Genomic DNA, 17,285 nt, shown 5'->3' with positions numbered 1-17,285 from the left:
ATCAGTCTGACTCCACAAGCACCCACACGAATTGCTTGATTCAGTTGTTAAAGAGCGGTTGGTTAAGACCTTTCGTCTCAACCGAGGCGCGCATTCTACAGCAGCACCGGTTACTGTCAAGCGGTTATTTTCCGAAGTTTTCAAAGTTTCCTTTGCAACTTCAACCACTTGCGCTTTCGATCTCTCGTTAGCGGGAGGCGAATTCTACAGCGTTACTCGCTGCTGTCAACACCTCTTTTTCAACCCCTTTCGCGCTTCGATGACCTGAAGCAACTCACTGCCGAAACCTGCGTAACTCTTTGTTTACCAAGGAGTTTTCCGTTTCGACTGCGCCGGAAGTGGGGCGAATTATAGACGTCCAGAATCTGCCGTCAACCCCTGATTTGGCTTTTCTATCATGACGCTGAAAATCACCGCTTATATATAGACGCAACCGCAATGAATGCGCAGTATATTGCCCAACGCCTACAACAACACTTTTGTTTCCTGCCTTGGACGATGCCTTGTAATGAATGACCAGCCCCGCAGCCTTGCCTCAACCCTCTTTTCGGTTGGCCTGCTGATAATAGCCATGGCATCGATCCAGTCCGGCGCCTCCCTGGCCAAGAGTATGTTCCCCATTGTTGGCGCCCAAGGGACCACCACCCTGCGACTGGTCTTCGCCAGCGTGATCATGCTGCTGCTACTGCGCCCATGGCGAGCAAAGCTCACCGCAAAATCCCTGCGTACCGTGATCATCTACGGAATGGCGTTGGGCGGTATGAACTTCCTCTTCTATATGTCCTTGCGTACTGTGCCTCTGGGCATTGCCGTGGCGCTGGAGTTCACCGGCCCGTTGGCGGTCGCTATCTATGCTTCGCGTCGCGCCATCGACTTTCTCTGGATCGCGCTTGCCGCTGTCGGCTTGCTGCTCTTGATACCCACCGGCGCCACCTCTACCGGCATCGATCTGGTGGGGGCTGGCTATGCGCTCGGCGCCGGCGTCTGCTGGGCGCTGTACATTCTGTTCGGCCAGAAGGCCGGAGCCGACAACGGTGTAACGACCGCCGCCCTGGGCGTGATGATCGCTGCGCTGTTCGTCGCCCCTATCGGCATTGTTCACGCAGGCGCCGCGTTGCTTACGCCCTCGCTGATCCCCGTGGCCATCGGCGTCGCGATTCTTTCCACCGCCCTGCCCTATACCCTGGAGATGGTCGCCCTGACCCGGATGCCAGCCCGAACCTTCGGCACGCTGATGAGCATCGAACCGGCGATCGGCGCGCTCTCTGGCTTGCTGTTCCTGCACGAGTACCTTTCCTTGTCTCAATGGATGGCCATCCTGTGCATCATCCTGGCCTCCGTTGGCGCAACCATGACCATGGGCAGCGCCGCCAAGCCTGCGGTCGCGGCCGATTGATGGGGGGATTTAACGAAGGTCTGGTATTTGCCGCTCATTTAGGCCATGTTTAGGCCCGCAACCCGGTGCCACCCATGGACTTCTACAGATAGGGATATCCGAGCGCCAAACGAAAGTGAAAGCGAATGCAGCCAGACCCGGACACAAGATCCGGGCCGCTTAAGGACAGTAATGAAACGAATTTTGCTCCTGATCGCCGTAATTGCAGTTGCGGGCTGCGCGGCGACCTCGAAGACCCAGGTCAAGCACGGCAAGAAAGGCCTGCATATCAACTGTTCGGGCCTCTCGTCTTCCTGGGACAAGTGCTACACCAGCGCCGCCAATTCGTGCGCGCCCAAAGGCTACAAGGTCATCGCCAAGTCGGGGGACGCGGTGGAAGAGCCCGGCGACTATCCATTCGGCCTCAACCCCGCCGGCTACACCAGTCGCAGCATGATCGTCATTTGCAAATAGCTTGATGCCGCCCGGCAATCTGGCGGCCAATCTCTTGCTGGCTGGATTGCAACACGGTTCGCTGGATATCCGCAGTGGCCAACATACGCGCCACCACCAGCGCACCGATGCACTGCGACAGAATCGCCCATGCCAGGCTGTCGCTGTCCAGAATCCGCGCCCAGCTCTCCTGAAGCCGACAAATCCAGAGCTCTGCCTGCTGGCGTACCACCAGGTCCGAACGGGCAATCTCGGCCCCCAACGCCGGCAAAGCACAGCCAGACTCCGGCTGCTCGACATGGGCCATGCTCAAGTAATGCTTGAGGCAACGCTCAAGCCTGGCGTGATCCTGCTCGCCATGCCCACCCAACCGGGCCAGGCTCTGACATAGCTCTCGCTCGACGATCGCCGCGAACAGCTCATCCTTCGACGAAAAATGACTGTAGAACGCCGCGCCACTCAAGCCGATCGCTTTCATCAGCCCGTCGACGCCGACCGTTGCAAAACCAGACTTCTTGGCCGACACCGCACTGCTTTCGAGCAACTTCTCTTTGGTTTCCAGCTTGTGATTGGGCGAGTAACGCATTGCCTTGTCCTCAGGATTGATCACCTTGACGCTGGCCGGATCGTAGCATAACGTTCGTTCAGTTAACGATCGTTTACTAAAGGGATCCACCCATGAATAACAAGAAGGTCGTACTGGTTGTCGGTGCTGGGGATGCTACCGGTGGCGCCATCGCAAAACGCTTTGCCCGGGAAGGTTTCATTGCCTGTGTCACCCGCCGCAGCGCCGACAAACTCCAACCGCTGGTGGATGCGATCAAGGCCAGCGGTGGCGAGGCTCACGGTTTTGCCTGTGATGCGCGCAAGGAAGAGGATGTGATTGCGCTGGTGGAACAGATCGAAACCGAGATCGGCCCGATCGAAGCCTTCGTCTTCAATATCGGCGCCAACGTGCCGTGCAGCATTCTCGAAGAAACCGCTCGCAAGTATTTCAAGATCTGGGAAATGGCCTGTTTCTCAGGATTTCTCAATGCCCGGGAAGTGGCCAAGCGCATGGCCAAGCGTCAGCGCGGGACGATCCTGTTTACCGGCGCCACCGCTGGTATGCGCGGCGCCGCCGGGTTTGCCGCTTTCGCCGGCGCCAAGCATGGCATTCGCGCCTTGGCCCAAAGCATGGCCAGGGAACTGGGGCCGATGAACATCCATGTCGCCCATGTCGTGGTCGACGGCGCCATCGATACCGACTTCATCCGCGACAGCTTCCCGGAAAAGTACGCGACCAAGGATCAGGACGGCATCCTCAACCCCGAGCACATTGCGGAAAATTACTGGTATCTGCACAGCCAGCCACGGGACGCCTGGACCTTCGAGCTCGACCTGCGCCCCTGGAACGAACGCTGGTAAGCCCTCCCCCACAACAACAATAAGCAGAGTGATTGACCATGAGCAAAACCGTGGAGTTCTACTTCGACCTCGGCAGCCCCGCCACGTACCTGGCCTACACCCAACTGCCGAAGATCTGCGCGCAGACCGGTAGTGAGCTGATCTACATTCCTCTGCTGCTGGGTGGCGTCTTCAAAGCCACTGGCAATGCCTCACCGGCGACCATCCCGGCCAAGGGTCGCTACATGTTTGAGGACCTGGACCGCTACGCCACGCGCTACGGCGTGCCACTCAAATTCAATCCGCATTTCCCGATCAACACGCTGATGCTGATGCGCGCCGTCATGGGCATGCAACTGCGCCATCCCGAGCGTTTCAAGGCGTTTATCGATTGTCTGTTTACGGCGTTGTGGGTTGAGGGTCGTAGCCTCGATGACCCGGCGACTGTGGCAGCGGTGTTGACACAGAATGGTTTTGACCCGAATGAGGTGCTGGCCCTGACCGCCGACGAGGAAGTCAAAGCCGCCCTCAAGGCCAATACCGAGAAGGCAGTGAAGCGCGGCGTCTTCGGTGCGCCGAGCATGTTTATCGATAATCGGTTGTTCTTCGGCCAGGACCGCCTGGACTTTGTGGTTGAAGCCCTGAGTTAGATCCCCGTAGCTCAGGCGCCAGATAAGGCGCCTGGGCTCAGATCGATCAAATAGCGGCAGTACGGGTGTTCAGCCACTCAAGGGCAGCACCATCGAGCAACGGGCTCAAGCGTTCGCGCACTTCAGCGTGATAAGCGTTGAACCACTCTTTCTCGTCCTGGGTCAGCAGCGACGGCTCCAGGCAGCGCGTGTCGATCGGGCACAGAGTCAGGGTTTCGAATTTCAGGAACTCACCGAATTCGCTTTTCCCGGCTTCACGGTTCAATACCAGGTTTTCGATCCGCACACCCCAACGACCCGGACGATAAGTCCCCGGCTCGATAGAGGTGATCATCCCCGCCTGCATCGCGGTTTGCGGCGCGGCTGCGGCTTGATAGGCAATCACTTGCGGGCCTTCGTGAACGTTCAGGAAATAGCCGACGCCGTGACCGGTGCCGTGACCGTAATCGACGCTCTCCGCCCAGATCGGCGCACGGGCGATGGAATCCAGCAACGGCGACAAAATCCCTTTTGGAAACTGCGCCCGGGACAAGGCGATTACACCCTTGAGCACCCGCGTGCAATCGCGCTTCTGCTCGTCGGTTGGCGTGCCAACCGGCACCATCCGTGTGATGTCCGTAGTGCCGCCCAGGTACTGGCCACCGGAGTCGATCAGCAACAAACCGTCGCCCTCGATCACCGCGTGTTCTTCTTCCGTGGCGTGGTAGTGCGGCATGGCGCCATTGGCGTTGAACGCGGCAATGGTATTGAAACTCAGCGACACATAATCCGGGCGCCGCATGCGCGCTGCGGTCAGGTGCTCGTCGATGGTCAGTTCGGTAATGCGCTCACGGCCCCAGGCCGATTCCAGCCAGGCGAAGAATTCGCACAACGCCGCGCCGTCCTGCTCCATGGCTTGGCGGATGTGTGCAGCGTCGTCCAGGCTTTTCCGGGATTTGGCCAGGGTGGTCGGGTTCAAACCTTCCAACAGTTTGACGCCGCTGTTCAGGTTATCCAGCAACCCGGCGGTGACGCGGGCCGGATCGACCTGCAGGCTCGCCCCACTCGGCACGGCGCCCAACGCATCGGCCACTTCGCTGTAATCGCGCAGGGTCACACCGTCTGCTTCGAGGATGGCGCGCAGTTCGGCGCTGACTTTGCTCAGGGCCACAAACAGGGTTGCCTGCTGCTGACTGATCAAGGCGAAGGAGACGAACACCGGGTTGAACGACACATCGCCGCCACGCAGGTTGAACAGCCACGCGATGTCGTCGAGGGTGGCGATGAAATGCCAATCGGCACCGCGCTCTTGCAAGACTTCACGCAGATTGGCCAGTTTCTCGCCACGGCTCACGGTCGCTTGCGGCGGCAAGTGTTGATAGATCGGCTCGTTCGGCAGGCTTGGGCGGTCGCTCCAGACTTCGCTCAGCAAGTCGATATCAGTACGCAGACGCGCACCGCGCTCTTCGAGTTTGCCGCCCAGGGTGCGTGCCGAGGCCACTGCCATCACCGCACCATCGACCGCGACCACGCCGCCTTCAGGGGTTTGCTCAGCCAGCCAGTCCAGCGGGCTTGGTTGACCCGGTTGCAGCTTGACCAGTTCGATGCCGCTGCCCTTGAGTTCCTTGGTCGCTTGCTCCCAGTAACGGCTGTCGGCCCAGACACCGGCGAAATCCGGGGTAACAATCAGAGTACCCACCGAGCCATGGAAACCCGACAGCCACTGCCGCCCTTGCCAGTAACCCGGCAGGTATTCGGACAGGTGCGGGTCGGCCGACGGCACCAGCAGGGCGTGAATGCCCTCCCGGTTCATCAGCTCGCGGGTTTGCGCCAGGCGCTGGGATACCAATCCATTGGTCAAAGGCTGCGTACTCATCATCTCTCCTGCTAACCACTTCATCATTATTGTTGAGTGCCGATCTGAGTCGGCGCTTTGACGGCCTATTGCCAGAACGCCGGCGCGCTGGCACAGGCCGCTTTAATCAGTTGAACCGCCTGGTCGATATCCTGCTCGGTGGTGAACCGGCCCAGGCTCAAGCGGATGGTGCGACCGGCCGAACGGGCGTCATGCCCCAAGGCCAGCAGCACGTGGGATGGCGCATTGCTCGCGGAGTTGCAGGCCGAGGTCGCGGAAAACGCGATCGAATGGCCCAACGACGCGACATTGAACTCGCCTTCGCCGAAGGTCAGGCTCAGGGTATGAGGGATACGCTGTGCCGCGCTGCCATTAAGGCGCACGCCGGGGATGCTCAAGAGCTGTTCGAGCAAGCGCTCGCGCAGGTGAACGATGGTGGCTTTCTCGTCCTCGAACAAAGTCGCCGCCAACGCAAACGCTTCGCCCATGGCCACGATCTGGTGCGTGGCCAGGGTGCCGGAACGCAACCCGCCCTCATGCCCGCCGCCGTGGATCTGCGCCTGCAAACGCTGTTGCGCACGAGGGCCGACGTACAACGCGCCGATCCCTTTGGGACCGTAGATCTTGTGCGCAGAGAATGACATCAGGTCCACCGGCCATTCGGCCAGGTCGATCGCGACTTTTCCTGCGCCTTGAGCGGCGTCGACATGAAACAACGCGTCACGATTACGCACCACCTGGCCGATGGCCGGGATGTCGTTGACCGTGCCCAATTCGTTATTCACCAGCATCAATGACACCAGAAACGTGTCGTCGCGCATGGCTTCGCTGACCGCTTGCGGGGTAATCAGGCCTTCGGCGTCCGGGACCAGATAGGTCACCGCCACACCGGCGTCCTGCAATTGTTTCGCGGTGTCGAGGATCGCCTTGTGTTCAATCTGGCTGGTGATGATGTGACCGCCGGACACACCCCGGGCCTGGGCGACGCCCTTGAGCGCGAGGTTATTGGATTCGGTGGCGCCGGAGGTCCAGACGATCTGCTCGGCTTGGGCACCCACCAGTTCGGCCACTTGCTGGCGCGCCAGCTCGACCGATTGCCGGGCTTGCTGGCCAAACGCATGGGAGCTGGACGCCGGGTTGCCGAAGTTGCCGTTGAAACCCAGACACTCGACCATGACCTTGATGACCCGCTCGTCCACCGGTGTGGTGGCGGCGTAGTCGAAATACAACGGACGTTTATTCATAAAAAGGCTCGCAGAGCGTGTTCCGGGATCAGGTGCGCGGGGTAAGGACACCAGCAATACCTGATCGGATGCTGTTAAAGAAATACGACTTCATTTCAAAGTGCGTAGGAACGCTCCTGAAGTCGAGCTTAACAGGCATCGGGCAACCGGTTGAAGCAATGCGTCAGCTAAAGCTTTCGATCAACAACGGATACAGCGAAGCCACCAGCAGCAAGGCCATGCCCCAGTTGAAGATGCGCAACCAGCGGCGATCCTTCAACACATTGCGCAACAAAGTGCCGCAACCGGCCCAGACACCGACGCTCGGCAGGTTGATCAGGGCAAAAACCGCAGCGATCACGATCACATTGGTGAAATAACCCTGCATCGGCGTGTAAGTGCTGATGGCGCCAATGGCCATGATCCAGGCCTTGGGGTTGACCCACTGAAACGCCGCGGCGCCGAGGTAACTGATCGGTTTGCTTTCGCCCTTTTCGCTTTCGGAAACCGGCCCGGAGTGGGCGATTTTCCAGGCCAGGTACAGCAGATACGCCGCGCCGACGTAACGCAGGACGGTGTAGAGCAACGGATAGGTTTGAAATACCGCGCCCAGGCCAAAACCCACCGCGACCACCAAAACGAAGAAACCGCAGGTGATGCCGAGCATATGGGGGATGGTGCGGTTAAAGCCGAAGTTCACGCCCGATGCCAGCAACATGGTGTTGTTTGGGCCGGGGGTGATCGAGGTCACAAGGGCAAACAGGGCGAAGCCCAGCAGCAGATCGAGCGAGAGCATGGGTGGCAGTCCGTCAGGGTCAGTCAGGTATTGACCCTATCGCACGCCTTGCCCGAAACCCACGGACAGTTGGGTAAAAGTTCGAGCAGTACAGTCTGGAATTAGCTTGGGCGACCGTGAAGGTGTACGGCACGTTCGGCGTTCATTTCGCCTTGGCTATCAAAGCCGAAGGATTTCTGCGGTTGGCCGAGCAACGCGGCTTTTTTCGCGTGGTATTCCTCGAAGGACAACCCTTGGCGGTTCAAGGCTTCCAGCGCCAGCTCCTTGGTTTCTTCAGCGGTGTAGGGCCGCAACTCGGGCGAAACATGGCTGGCACAACCGGCGAGAACGGAAACGGCGAGCAGCAAGGAAACAGTGAGTAAGCGGTTCATGGGGAGCGTCCTGACAAAGTTGTGTTTGGCGATGGGTGAAGGCTACGCCCGGCCCGGGTCTGGCAGAAATCAACGCTCTCGATAGTGGGTATCAGGATCGAACGCTCGCCGCCCACATATTCAATAACGGTCTATAAATATCCATTAATGATCTTTTACGGAATAACAACGAGCCTTTATAACAACGGCATCGCTGCATCCACTGTTGCCCACGCAACTGTTTGCCTGGCAACAGTCATTCAACAAACAGCCCCGCCAATCACACAGTTGGCCTTGAACACGGCGCTGCAAGCCTCGGAAAACGGGCCTTCTAAGGATTGGTACAGGTCTTGCTCAAGCCCAGTGACTCTTCACTGCTCCCCGAGCAACTGTTTAAAAAGGAACTGATCATGTCGCGTCCATTGAAAGTCGTTGCCCTCTCCGGCGGCACCTGGCGTCCGTCCCGCACATTGGTGCTGACCCAAGCGCTGTTGGCTGAACTTGGTGAACAGTTGCCGATCGAGAGCAAGCTGATCGAACTGGGCGACATCGCCCGCCCTCTCGGCGCCGCTCTGGCCCGCCAGGAATTGAGCGCCGAGGTCGAAGCCGAGCTGCAAGCCATCGAAGGCGCTGATCTGCTGATCGTCGCCGCGCCGGTTTATCGCGGTTCCTACCCTGGCCTGCTCAAGCACCTGTTCGACCTGATCGACCTCAATGCGCTGATCAACACCCCGGTTTTGCTGGCCGCCACCGGTGGCAGCGAGCGGCATGCACTGGTGCTCGATCATCAACTGCGCCCACTGTTCAGTTTCTTCCAGGCCCTGACCTTGCCGATTGGCGTGTACGCCACCGAAGCCGATTTCTCGAATTACCAAATAACCAGTGAGCCCTTGAAGGCCCGCATTCGTCTTGCTGCAGAACGCGCCGCGCCGTTGTTTGGCGTGCACCCCAAAAATCTGCTGAAAATCGCTTAAGGATCTCTTCATGGATGTTTTCTGGTTTCTGCCGACCCACGGCGACGGCCATTACCTGGGCACCACCCAGGGCGCCCGCCCGGTGACGCTCAACTATTTGAAACAAGTGGCCCAGGCCGCCGACAGCCTGGGCTACCACGGTGTACTGATTCCCACCGGCCGCTCCTGCGAAGACTCATGGGTAATCGCCTCGGCGCTGGTGCCGTTGACTGAACGCCTGAAATACCTGGTGGCGATTCGTCCCGGGATCATCTCGCCGACCGTTTCGGCGCGCATGGCCGCAACTTTGGATCGACTGTCCAACGGCCGCCTGCTGATCAACGTGGTGACCGGCGGTGACCCGGATGAGAACCGGGGCGACGGGATCTTCCTCGATCACAGCGAACGCTACGAAGTCACCGACGAATTCCTGCAGATTTGGCGTCGCGTGCTGCAAGGCGAGTCCGTCGATTTCGAAGGCAAACATTTGCAAGTGCAGAACGCCAAGGCGTTGTATCCGCCGGTACAGAAGCCTTATCCGCCGCTGTACTTCGGCGGTTCGTCGGAAGCGGCCCATGAACTCGCCGCCGAGCAGGTGGACGTGTACCTGACCTGGGGCGAGCCACCGGCCGCCGTGGCGGAAAAACTCGCCGATGTGCGTGAGCGTGCTGCGCGTAACGGGCGCACGGTGAAGTTCGGCATTCGCTTGCATGTGATCGTGCGCGAGACCGCCGAAGAGGCATGGAAAGCCGCCGACAAGCTGATCGAGCACATCAGTGACGAAACCATCGCCGCCGCGCAGAAATCGTTTTCGCGCTTTGATTCCGAAGGTCAGCGGCGCATGGCTGCGCTGCACGACGGACGTCGCGACAACCTGGAAATTGCCCCCAACCTGTGGGCCGGTGTCGGCCTGGTGCGTGGCGGTGCCGGGACCGCGCTGGTGGGCGATCCGCAGCAAGTGGCGGCGCGGATCAAGGAGTACGCGGACCTGGGGATCGAGAGCTTTATTTTCTCCGGCTATCCGCACCTTGAAGAGGCGTATCGCTTTGCCGAGCTGGTGTTCCCGCTGTTGCCGGAACCTTATGCCAGCCTGGCCGGACGTGGCGTGACCAACCTCACCGGGCCGTTTGGCGAAATGATCGCCAATGACGTGCTGCCCACCAAAGCCACGGCCTGACCCCGATACTCCTGTGGGAGCGGGCTTGCTCGCGAAGACGGTGGGTCAGTCAACATTAATGTCGACTGACACGACGCTTTCGCGAGCAAGCCCGCTCCCACAGGGGATCGGTGTCTGACTCAATAAGGAATCCCCTGCGTGACGGCCAAACCCCAAAGCACCCTGCTCTCCCCCTTGCACACCGCCCGCCAGTTGGCGGCGGAGTTTGCCCTGACCGCCGTCGAGCGCGACGAGCGCGGTGGCACGCCCAAGGCTGAGCGTGATGCCCTGCGCCACAGCGGTTTGCTGGCGCTGAGCATTCCCACCCAGTACGGCGGCCTCGGCGCGAGTTGGAGTGAAACCCTGACCATCGTGCGCGAGTTCGCCAAGGTCGACAGCTCCATCGCGCATGTTTTCGGTTTTCATCACCTGATGCTCGCCACCGTGCGCCTGTTCGCCAAACCCGAACAGTGGCAGCCGTGGTTCGAGCAAACCGCACGCAAGAACTGGTTCTGGGGCAATGCCCTCAACCCGCTGGACACCCGCACCGTGGTGAAAAATCTCGGCGGCTGGCGCGAGTTTTCCGGCAAAAAGAGCTTCTGCTCCGGCGCCACCGATTCGCAAATGCTGATTGCCTCGGCGGTGGACGAAAGCGCCGGCGGCAAGTTGTTGATCGCCGCGATCCCCAGCGGTCGCAGCGGCATCACCCTGCACGACGACTGGAACAACATGGGCCAGCGCCAGACCGACAGCGGCAGCGCCACCTTCGAACGGGTGCGGGTCGAAGAGTCGGAATTGCTGCTCGATCCCGGTCCGTTGAGCACACCGTTCGCCTGTTTGCGGCCGTTGATCGCGCAACTGACCTTCACCCACATGTTCCTCGGCATCGCCGAAGGCGCCTTCGAAGAAGCGCGGCAATACACCCTCATCGAAACCCGGCCCTGGCATAAATCCAGCACTCAGGATGTGCGCGAAGACCCGTATGTGCTCAGCCATTACGGCGAATTCTGGGTCGCCCTCGAAGGCGTTCGACTGCTGGTGGAACGGGCCGCCGACCTGCTGGACAAGGCGTGGGCCAAAGGCCCGAATCTCAGCGCCGAAGAGCGCGGGCATCTGGCCACGGCGATTGCCACGGCCAAGGTCGCCGCCACCCGCAATGGCCTGGAGCTGTGTAGCCGTTTGTTCGAAGTGACTGGCGCGCGTTCGACCCACGCCTCGCTGCGCCTGGACCGTCACTGGCGCAACCTGCGCACGCAAACCCTGCACGACCCGGTGGATTACAAACTCCATGAACTGGGTGATTGGGCGCTGAACCAATCCCTGCCGATTCCGACTTTCTATTCCTGACCTTCTCTTCATGGAGCCTGCCATGCAACTGCTGACCCTACCGCCCTCACCCGCCCTGGCCACGTCGATCCGCGCCACCGCGCAAGTGTTCGAAGACCCGAAATCCCAGGCCTTGCTCGCGCATTTGCAACAGGTCGCACCGAGTGAGGCCAGCGTGCTGATCATCGGTGAAACCGGCACCGGCAAAGAGTTGGTGGCGCGGCACATCCACAACCTCAGCGCCCGGCGCAACCGGCCGTTCGTGGCGGTGAACTGCGGCGCGTTCTCCGAATCCCTGGTGGAAGCCGAGCTGTTCGGCCATGAAAAAGGCGCCTTCACCGGCGCCCTGAGTGCCAAGGCCGGGTGGTTCGAAGAGGCCGATGGCGGCACCTTGTTCCTCGATGAAATCGGCGATTTGCCGATGGCGATCCAGGTCAAGTTACTGCGGGTGTTGCAGGAGCGTGAAGTGGTGCGCCTGGGCTCGCGCAAGAGTATCCCGATCGATGTGCGGGTGCTGGCCGCGACCAATGTGCAACTGGAGAAAGCCATCAACGCCGGGCATTTTCGCGAGGACCTGTATTACCGTCTCGACGTGGTCAGCCTGGAGTTGAGCCCATTGCGCGACCGCCCCGGCGACATCCTGCCCCTGACCCGGCACTTCGTCGAAGCCTACAGCCAACGCCTCGGCTACGGCACGATCACCATCAGCAAAGAGGCCGAACTGAAACTGCGCAGCTACAGTTGGCCTGGCAATATCCGCGAGCTGGAAAACGTCATTCACCACACCCTGCTGATCTGCCGTAACGGTGTGATCGAACGGGATGACCTGCGCCTGTCGAACATGCGCATCGAGCGTCAGGACGATCATCACGGCACGGTCGACGATTCACCGGAAGCGTTGCTCGACCGCGCCTTCCAAAAGCTCTTCGAAGAACAGGCCGGGGCGCTGCATGAGAAAGTCGAAGACGCATTGTTGCGCGCGGCTTATCGCTTCAGCCATTACAACCAGGTGCACACCGCCGCGTTGCTGGGGTTGAGCCGCAACGTGACCCGCACGCGCCTGATCAAGATCGGCGAACTGGCAGTGAACAAGCGCCGGCCCACGGAAAACGTGCAGGGCGAGCGCTTGATGCAGTTGTCGATCTAACTGACTAAGTTGCAGTGCAGCGCGTCGTCATGGCTGCGCTCCAAACTGTGCAATACCTGGAAGGACCCGAAGGTTACGGTTTTCGCCTGGTGGGCGCGGATCAGTTGCCAGAAATCCTGCTCGCCGCTTTCGAAGCACTGGAACGCGGCTTCCCCGGCCTCGCGGGATTGCCATTGCAGGTAGTTGAGCACCCGCCGGCCATCGTCGCTGGCCTGGATGCTCGCGCTCAGAAAACCGCTGAAATCCTGGGCCAGGCGTTCGGTCTGCGCCGACAGCGCCGACACCAGTGCGGGTTGCTGATGAGGCTCGATCTCGAATTCGATCAATTGGGTGAAACTGCGGTTTTTCGCTGACGTTTGCATAGTAGTCCCCACTCACCTTGTAACCGGATCTTGCGATCCGAAGGCCTGCAGGGTAAAACCTCAAGTTAACTAGAGGTCAAGGGGCTTTTTCCAAATGGTCACCGCGCAGAACCTGCACAAAGAACTCACCGTCGGCCAGGTGGCCGCTCGCAGCGGCGTGGCCGTCACCGCCCTGCACTTCTATGAAACCAAGGGCTTGATCAAAAGCCATCGCAACCAGGGCAACCAGCGCCGCTATCCACGGGAAGTGTTGCGACGGGTGGCGTTGATCAAGGTCGCGCAGCGATTGGGGATTCCGTTGGCGGAGATTGCCGAAGCCTTGAAGTCGCTGCCGGACAACCGCGCACCGACGGCGGCGGACTGGCAGGTGTTGTCCGCGCAGTGGAGCCGGGATCTGGATCAGCGGATTCATCAGTTGACGCTGTTGCGGGATCGGCTCAATGGCTGTATCGGGTGTGGGTGCTTGTCGATGGAGGCGTGTCCGTTGCGTAATTTTGGCGATGTGCTCGGGGAGCGTGGGCCGGGGGCGCGGCTCCTGGAATCGGGTTCTGCTCCGGAATAGCGGTGCGGCCTTCGCGAGCAAGCCCGCTCCCACAGGGTATTTGTGAGCGCCACAGATCCAGTGTGGGAGCGGGCTTGCTCGCGAAGGCGTCCTCAAGGCAAACCGAAGCTTAGAACCCCGGCGCAATCTGCCCTTTGTAACGGGTCAAGATGAACTGCCGAACCTCATCGGAATTCAACGCCTTGGCCAATTTCTGAATCCGTGGGTCGTTGATATTATCCGGCCGAGCAACCAAAAACTCGATGTACAGGCTCTTGCCCTTCTCCACGATCAACGCGCTGTTGGTATCGATCCCCGCCTCCAACGCATAGTTGGCAAACACAAACGCCAGATCCACCTGGCTCACCGACCGCGCCAGCAGCGCACCTTCCAGTTCACGAATCTTCAAGTGTTTCGGGTTGTCGATAATGTCTCGTTGCGTGGCCAGGGTGTTGCTCGGGTCCTTGAGTTTGATCAGCCCCGCTTCGTGCAGCAGCACCAACGCGCGACCGGTGTTCACCGGGTCGTTGGGGATCGACACGCTGGCGCCGTCCTTCAATTCGCTGATGTTTTTGATCTTGGTCGAATACGCGCCGAACGGTTCGATGTGCACGCCAACCACCGGCACCAGGTCGGTGTGGCGGGTCTTGTTGAAATCATCGAGGAACGGTCGGTACTGGTAATAGTTGGCGTCGAGGTTTTTCAGGGCCAGTTGCTGGTTGGGCTGGATAAAGTCGGTGAAGACCTTGATGTCCAGGTCCACGCCCTCCTTAGCCAGGGTCGGTTTGACGAATTCGAGGATTTCCGCGTGCGGCACCGGGGTGGCGCCGACGATGAGTTTTTCGTTGGCGTGAACGCTGAACGACAGGACGGCAGCCAGAATGGCCAGGGTCTTTTTCATGCTGTGCTCCAAGGCAGATTGAGTGGCCGTCGTGGGGTGGACGTGGGGCCTGATTTTTTTGAGTAAACATTTAGCGACGGCTGTAACGCGCAACGAGGCGGTCGCCAGTCATTTGCAGGGCCTGCACCAGAATCAACAGCAGCACCACGGTGACCACCATCACATCGGTCTGAAACCGCTGATAGCCGTATCTAATCGCAAGGTCGCCGAGCCCGCCGCCACCGATCACCCCGGCCATCGCCGTGTAATCCACCAGCACAATCGCGGTGACGGTGACCGCCGCCAGCAACCCGCCCCGGGCTTCCGGCACCAGGGTGTGGCGGATGATCTGCCACGTCGTACCGCCCATGGCCTGGGTCGCTTCCACCACCCCGCGATCCACTTCGCGCAACGCGGTTTCCACCAGTCGCGCGAAGAACGGCGTGCAGCCCACCACCAGCGGCGGAATCGTCCCCGGCACCCCCAGCGAGGTGCCCACCAGCAGCGTGGTCACGGGAATCAACACGATCAGCAAAATGATGAACGGCAGCGAACGCAGGGTGTTGACGATCACCGACAGCACCCGGTAAATCCCCACCGCTTGATGCAACTGGCGCTTGCCGGTGAGGAACAGCACCACCCCCAACGGCAACCCCAGCAACACGGTAAAACCGAGGGCGGCACCGAGCATGCTCAGGGTGTCGAGACAGGCCTGGGCGATGTCGGCCCAGTAGATGTTCTTGAACCATTCGGCCATGGTCAGGACCAGTCGTGGCGTGGCGGTTTGACGCCGTTGAGCAGCCAGTTGCCGACCACGTGGTACTTCCAGCGCACCGGATCGTGCAGGGTGTGGACCCGGGCGTTGCGCCAGTGGCGGTCGAAGTTGTGTGTTTTCAGGGTCGAGCGGGTGCCGCCGAGTTCGAAGAGTTTGTTGCTGGCTTCAATGGCGATTTCGGTGGTCAGCACTTTGGCCTTGGCCACGGCCAGGGAGGCGCGGGCGACGTTGTCTTCATCCGGTGCCGGGCGCGCTGCATCCAGTGCGCGACCGGCCCGTTCGAGCAAGGCTTCGGCGGCTTCGAGGCGAATCTCCAGGCCCCCGACTTGAATGATGGTCAACGGGTCTTCGCTGGCCTTTTCCACCCCGGCGTCGATCCATGGCCGGGCGAATTGCTGGACGAAGGCGATGGTGTCGCGCAGGGCGGCGCGGGCGATGCCGGCGTCGATGGCGGCGGTGGTCAATTGCGCGAACGGGCCGGCCAGGGTCGGGCTTTCATAGGAGCGATACGTCGGGAACACGTTGAACGCCGGGACGTGCAGGTCTTCGGCCAACACCGTGCCGCTGGACGTAGTGCGCTGGCCGATGCTGTCCCAATCATCGACGATCACCAGCCCCTGGGTGCCGCGTTCGACGAACGACAACTGGCCCTTCTGTTCCTCATCCACGGCCAGCACCGCCAGCCAATGGGCGTAGAGCGAACCGGTGCAGTAACCCTTGCGCCCATTGATCACATGGCCGTCACCGTAGCGGCGGATCGTCGCCTGAATATCCTGCACGTTCTTGCCGCCGGTTTCCGACAGCGCATTGGCAAAGCGATGCCCTTGCAGCGCCAGGCTGAAGAAGTGCGCTTGCTGCTCGGGCGTGCCTTGCAGGCGGATGTCTTCGAGCAGGCAATAGTGGTTTTGCGGGACTTGCCCGAGGGATGGGTCGGCCGCCGAAATAATCGCAATCACCTGGGTCAGCACCGCGTAGGACACCTGCGCGCCGCCGAATGCCTTCGGCACGCTGATGCCCCACAAACCGCTGTTGGAATACAGATCGACGATCTCGGCCGGCACCTGGCGACTGCGGTCGCGCTCGGCATCCTGTTCCAACAAAACCGCAGCGACACGCTCGGCGACCCGCAGGGCTTCGGCTTCGTCGGCGATCCGATGGGCGGCCGGCGGGTTGATCGGATAAACGGCAGATTCAGGCATACAAGACTCTCGACAACAGTGTTTCGAGAGGTCATTGCAGCTTCTGTGCCGACTGCGAGGCTCAATGTTTGCGGGGGTTTTAACGGCGTTGAAGGTGACAAACCCGAGCAATCTGCTGCTTCGCTGTTGATGGCTGAACAGTGGCGTTGTTATGCCTGATTCCCCGTAGGAGCTGCCGAAGGCTGCGATCTTTTGATCTTGATTTTTTGTTGCCCTCGACGGCGCCAAGGTCAAAAGATCGCAGCCTTCGACAGCTCCTACTATATTTGTTCGCTCCGTCCCACAACAAAAACAGGGAGAACCGTTATGAGCGTCCAACCCATTCCAGAGGGTTATCACAGCATCACCCCCTACCTCGGCATCCAGAAAGCCGCCGAGGCCATCGAGTTCTACAAAAAAGCCTTCAACGCCATTGAAGTGATGCGCCTGAGCATGCCCGACGGCGGCATCGGCCACGCCGAACTGCGCATCGGCGACTGCCCGATCATGCTCGGCACGCCGTGCGATCAAGGGCCGTTGAGCAATCCGGACAGATCACCGTCCGTGGGCCTGCACCTGTATGTGACCGATGTCGACAAGTCCTATGCACAAGCGATTGCCGCCGGGGGCACGGTGGTGTCCGAGGTCAAGGATCAGTTTTATGGCGATCGTTCGGGGACGTTGAAGGATCCCTATGGGCATTTGTGGTTCCTGGCGACGCGCAAGGAGGATCTGACTCAGGAACAGATTGAGCAGCGGGCGAAGGAGATGTTTAGTCAGGCTTGAATCTTGTAGTGCCTGGACCGGCCTCTTCGCGAGCAAGCCCGCTCCCACATTTGGAATGCGTTCCCCCTGTGGGAGCGGGCTTGCTCGCGAAGGCGGCCTATCAGACAACACATA

Annotated in this window: 19 protein-coding genes; 10 read left to right on the top strand and 9 right to left on the bottom strand. The window is 60.3% G+C overall.

Going from position 1 to position 17,285, the window contains the following annotated elements; genetic code table 11:
* Positions 1-508: 508 nt before the first annotated feature.
* Positions 509-1,396, top strand: a complete 888-nt coding sequence (gene rhtA / locus BK665_RS26725) for a threonine/homoserine exporter RhtA (RefSeq protein WP_123409536.1) — start codon at positions 509-511, stop codon at positions 1,394-1,396.
* 171 nt (positions 1,397-1,567) lie between these two features.
* A complete protein-coding gene (locus BK665_RS26720; RefSeq protein WP_123409535.1) occupies positions 1,568-1,849 on the top strand; it encodes a hypothetical protein in 282 nt (93 codons plus the stop codon).
* Here the strand turns inward: BK665_RS26720 and BK665_RS26715 are convergent.
* On the bottom strand, positions 1,836-2,414 hold the full coding sequence (locus BK665_RS26715) for a TetR/AcrR family transcriptional regulator (RefSeq protein ID WP_123409534.1): 579 nt from the start codon (positions 2,412-2,414) through the stop codon (positions 1,836-1,838). The two genes, BK665_RS26720 and BK665_RS26715, sit on opposite strands and share 14 nt — an antisense overlap.
* A 92-nt stretch (positions 2,415-2,506) precedes the next feature.
* Between BK665_RS26715 and BK665_RS26710 the strand changes: the two genes are divergently transcribed.
* A complete protein-coding gene (locus BK665_RS26710) occupies positions 2,507-3,235 on the top strand; it encodes an SDR family oxidoreductase (protein ID WP_123409533.1) in 729 nt (242 codons plus the stop codon).
* 38 nt (positions 3,236-3,273) lie between these two features.
* A complete protein-coding gene (locus BK665_RS26705) occupies positions 3,274-3,864 on the top strand; it encodes a 2-hydroxychromene-2-carboxylate isomerase (protein WP_123409532.1) in 591 nt (196 codons plus the stop codon).
* Positions 3,865-3,910: 46 nt separating this feature from the next.
* On the opposite strand, the gene BK665_RS26700 is transcribed toward BK665_RS26705, so the two are convergent.
* The 4 genes from BK665_RS26700 to BK665_RS26685 all read right to left on the bottom strand — a co-directional run bounded on the left by BK665_RS26700 (position 3,911) and on the right by BK665_RS26685 (position 8,088).
* Positions 3,911-5,719 carry an aminopeptidase P family protein gene (locus BK665_RS26700; RefSeq protein ID WP_123409531.1) on the bottom strand — a complete coding sequence of 603 codons (1,809 nt, stop codon included), beginning with the start codon at positions 5,717-5,719 and terminating at the stop codon, positions 3,911-3,913.
* Between the two features lie 65 nt (positions 5,720-5,784).
* Positions 5,785-6,942, bottom strand: coding sequence for an aminotransferase class V-fold PLP-dependent enzyme (locus BK665_RS26695; RefSeq protein WP_123409530.1), 1,158 nt, complete (start codon positions 6,940-6,942; stop codon positions 5,785-5,787).
* A 163-nt stretch (positions 6,943-7,105) separates the two neighbouring features.
* Positions 7,106-7,717, bottom strand: coding sequence for a LysE family translocator (locus BK665_RS26690; RefSeq protein WP_123409529.1), 612 nt, complete (start codon positions 7,715-7,717; stop codon positions 7,106-7,108).
* A gap of 101 nt (positions 7,718-7,818) precedes the next feature.
* Positions 7,819-8,088 carry a hypothetical protein gene (locus BK665_RS26685; RefSeq protein WP_123409528.1) on the bottom strand — a complete coding sequence of 90 codons (270 nt, stop codon included), beginning with the start codon at positions 8,086-8,088 and terminating at the stop codon, positions 7,819-7,821.
* A 389-nt stretch (positions 8,089-8,477) separates the two neighbouring features.
* Here BK665_RS26685 and msuE point away from each other — a divergent pair, with 389 nt between their 5' ends.
* The 4 genes from msuE to BK665_RS26660 all read left to right on the top strand — a co-directional run bounded on the left by msuE (position 8,478) and on the right by BK665_RS26660 (position 12,649).
* A complete protein-coding gene (gene msuE / locus BK665_RS26680) occupies positions 8,478-9,041 on the top strand; it encodes an FMN reductase (RefSeq protein ID WP_123409527.1) in 564 nt (187 codons plus the stop codon).
* A 10-nt stretch (positions 9,042-9,051) separates the two neighbouring features.
* Positions 9,052-10,197: an FMNH2-dependent alkanesulfonate monooxygenase gene (ssuD, locus tag BK665_RS26675; protein WP_123409526.1), complete on the top strand. Its 1,146-nt coding sequence runs from the start codon at positions 9,052-9,054 to the stop codon at positions 10,195-10,197.
* Positions 10,198-10,335: 138 nt separating this feature from the next.
* Entirely contained in the window at positions 10,336-11,523 is a 1,188-nt protein-coding gene (locus tag BK665_RS26665) for an acyl-CoA dehydrogenase family protein (RefSeq protein ID WP_123409525.1), read from the top strand.
* A gap of 22 nt (positions 11,524-11,545) precedes the next feature.
* Complete coding sequence (locus BK665_RS26660) at positions 11,546-12,649, top strand: sigma-54 interaction domain-containing protein (RefSeq protein WP_123409524.1); 1,104 nt, start codon at positions 11,546-11,548, stop codon at positions 12,647-12,649.
* On the opposite strand, the gene BK665_RS26655 is transcribed toward BK665_RS26660, so the two are convergent.
* On the bottom strand, positions 12,646-13,011 hold the full coding sequence (locus BK665_RS26655) for an antibiotic biosynthesis monooxygenase (protein ID WP_123409523.1): 366 nt from the start codon (positions 13,009-13,011) through the stop codon (positions 12,646-12,648). The genes BK665_RS26660 and BK665_RS26655 overlap by 4 nt on opposite strands.
* A 94-nt stretch (positions 13,012-13,105) precedes the next feature.
* Between BK665_RS26655 and soxR the strand changes: the two genes are divergently transcribed.
* Positions 13,106-13,573 carry a redox-sensitive transcriptional activator SoxR gene (gene soxR, locus BK665_RS26650; RefSeq protein ID WP_123409522.1) on the top strand — a complete coding sequence of 156 codons (468 nt, stop codon included), beginning with the start codon at positions 13,106-13,108 and terminating at the stop codon, positions 13,571-13,573.
* A 109-nt stretch (positions 13,574-13,682) separates the two neighbouring features.
* Here the strand turns inward: soxR and BK665_RS26645 are convergent, their stop codons facing one another.
* The 3 genes from BK665_RS26645 to BK665_RS26635 all read right to left on the bottom strand — a co-directional run bounded on the left by BK665_RS26645 (position 13,683) and on the right by BK665_RS26635 (position 16,406).
* Positions 13,683-14,453 carry a MetQ/NlpA family ABC transporter substrate-binding protein gene (locus BK665_RS26645; protein WP_123409521.1) on the bottom strand — a complete coding sequence of 257 codons (771 nt, stop codon included), beginning with the start codon at positions 14,451-14,453 and terminating at the stop codon, positions 13,683-13,685.
* Between the two features lie 70 nt (positions 14,454-14,523).
* Positions 14,524-15,189: a methionine ABC transporter permease gene (locus tag BK665_RS26640; protein ID WP_123409520.1), complete on the bottom strand. Its 666-nt coding sequence runs from the start codon at positions 15,187-15,189 to the stop codon at positions 14,524-14,526.
* A gap of 2 nt (positions 15,190-15,191) precedes the next feature.
* Positions 15,192-16,406 (bottom strand): SfnB family sulfur acquisition oxidoreductase, encoded by a 1,215-nt coding sequence (locus tag BK665_RS26635; RefSeq protein WP_123409519.1) that lies wholly within the window; start codon positions 16,404-16,406, stop codon positions 15,192-15,194.
* Positions 16,407-16,712: 306 nt separating this feature from the next.
* Here BK665_RS26635 and BK665_RS26630 point away from each other — a divergent pair, with 306 nt between their 5' ends.
* Complete coding sequence (locus BK665_RS26630; protein WP_123409518.1) at positions 16,713-17,171, top strand: VOC family protein; 459 nt, start codon at positions 16,713-16,715, stop codon at positions 17,169-17,171.
* The last annotated feature ends 114 nt before the right edge of the window (positions 17,172-17,285 follow it).

The sequence above is a fragment of the Pseudomonas frederiksbergensis genome, assembly GCF_003732665.1.
Lineage (GTDB): Bacteria > Pseudomonadota > Gammaproteobacteria > Pseudomonadales > Pseudomonadaceae > Aquipseudomonas > Aquipseudomonas frederiksbergensis_G.
This window is presented reverse-complemented; position numbering and strand designations above follow the sequence as displayed.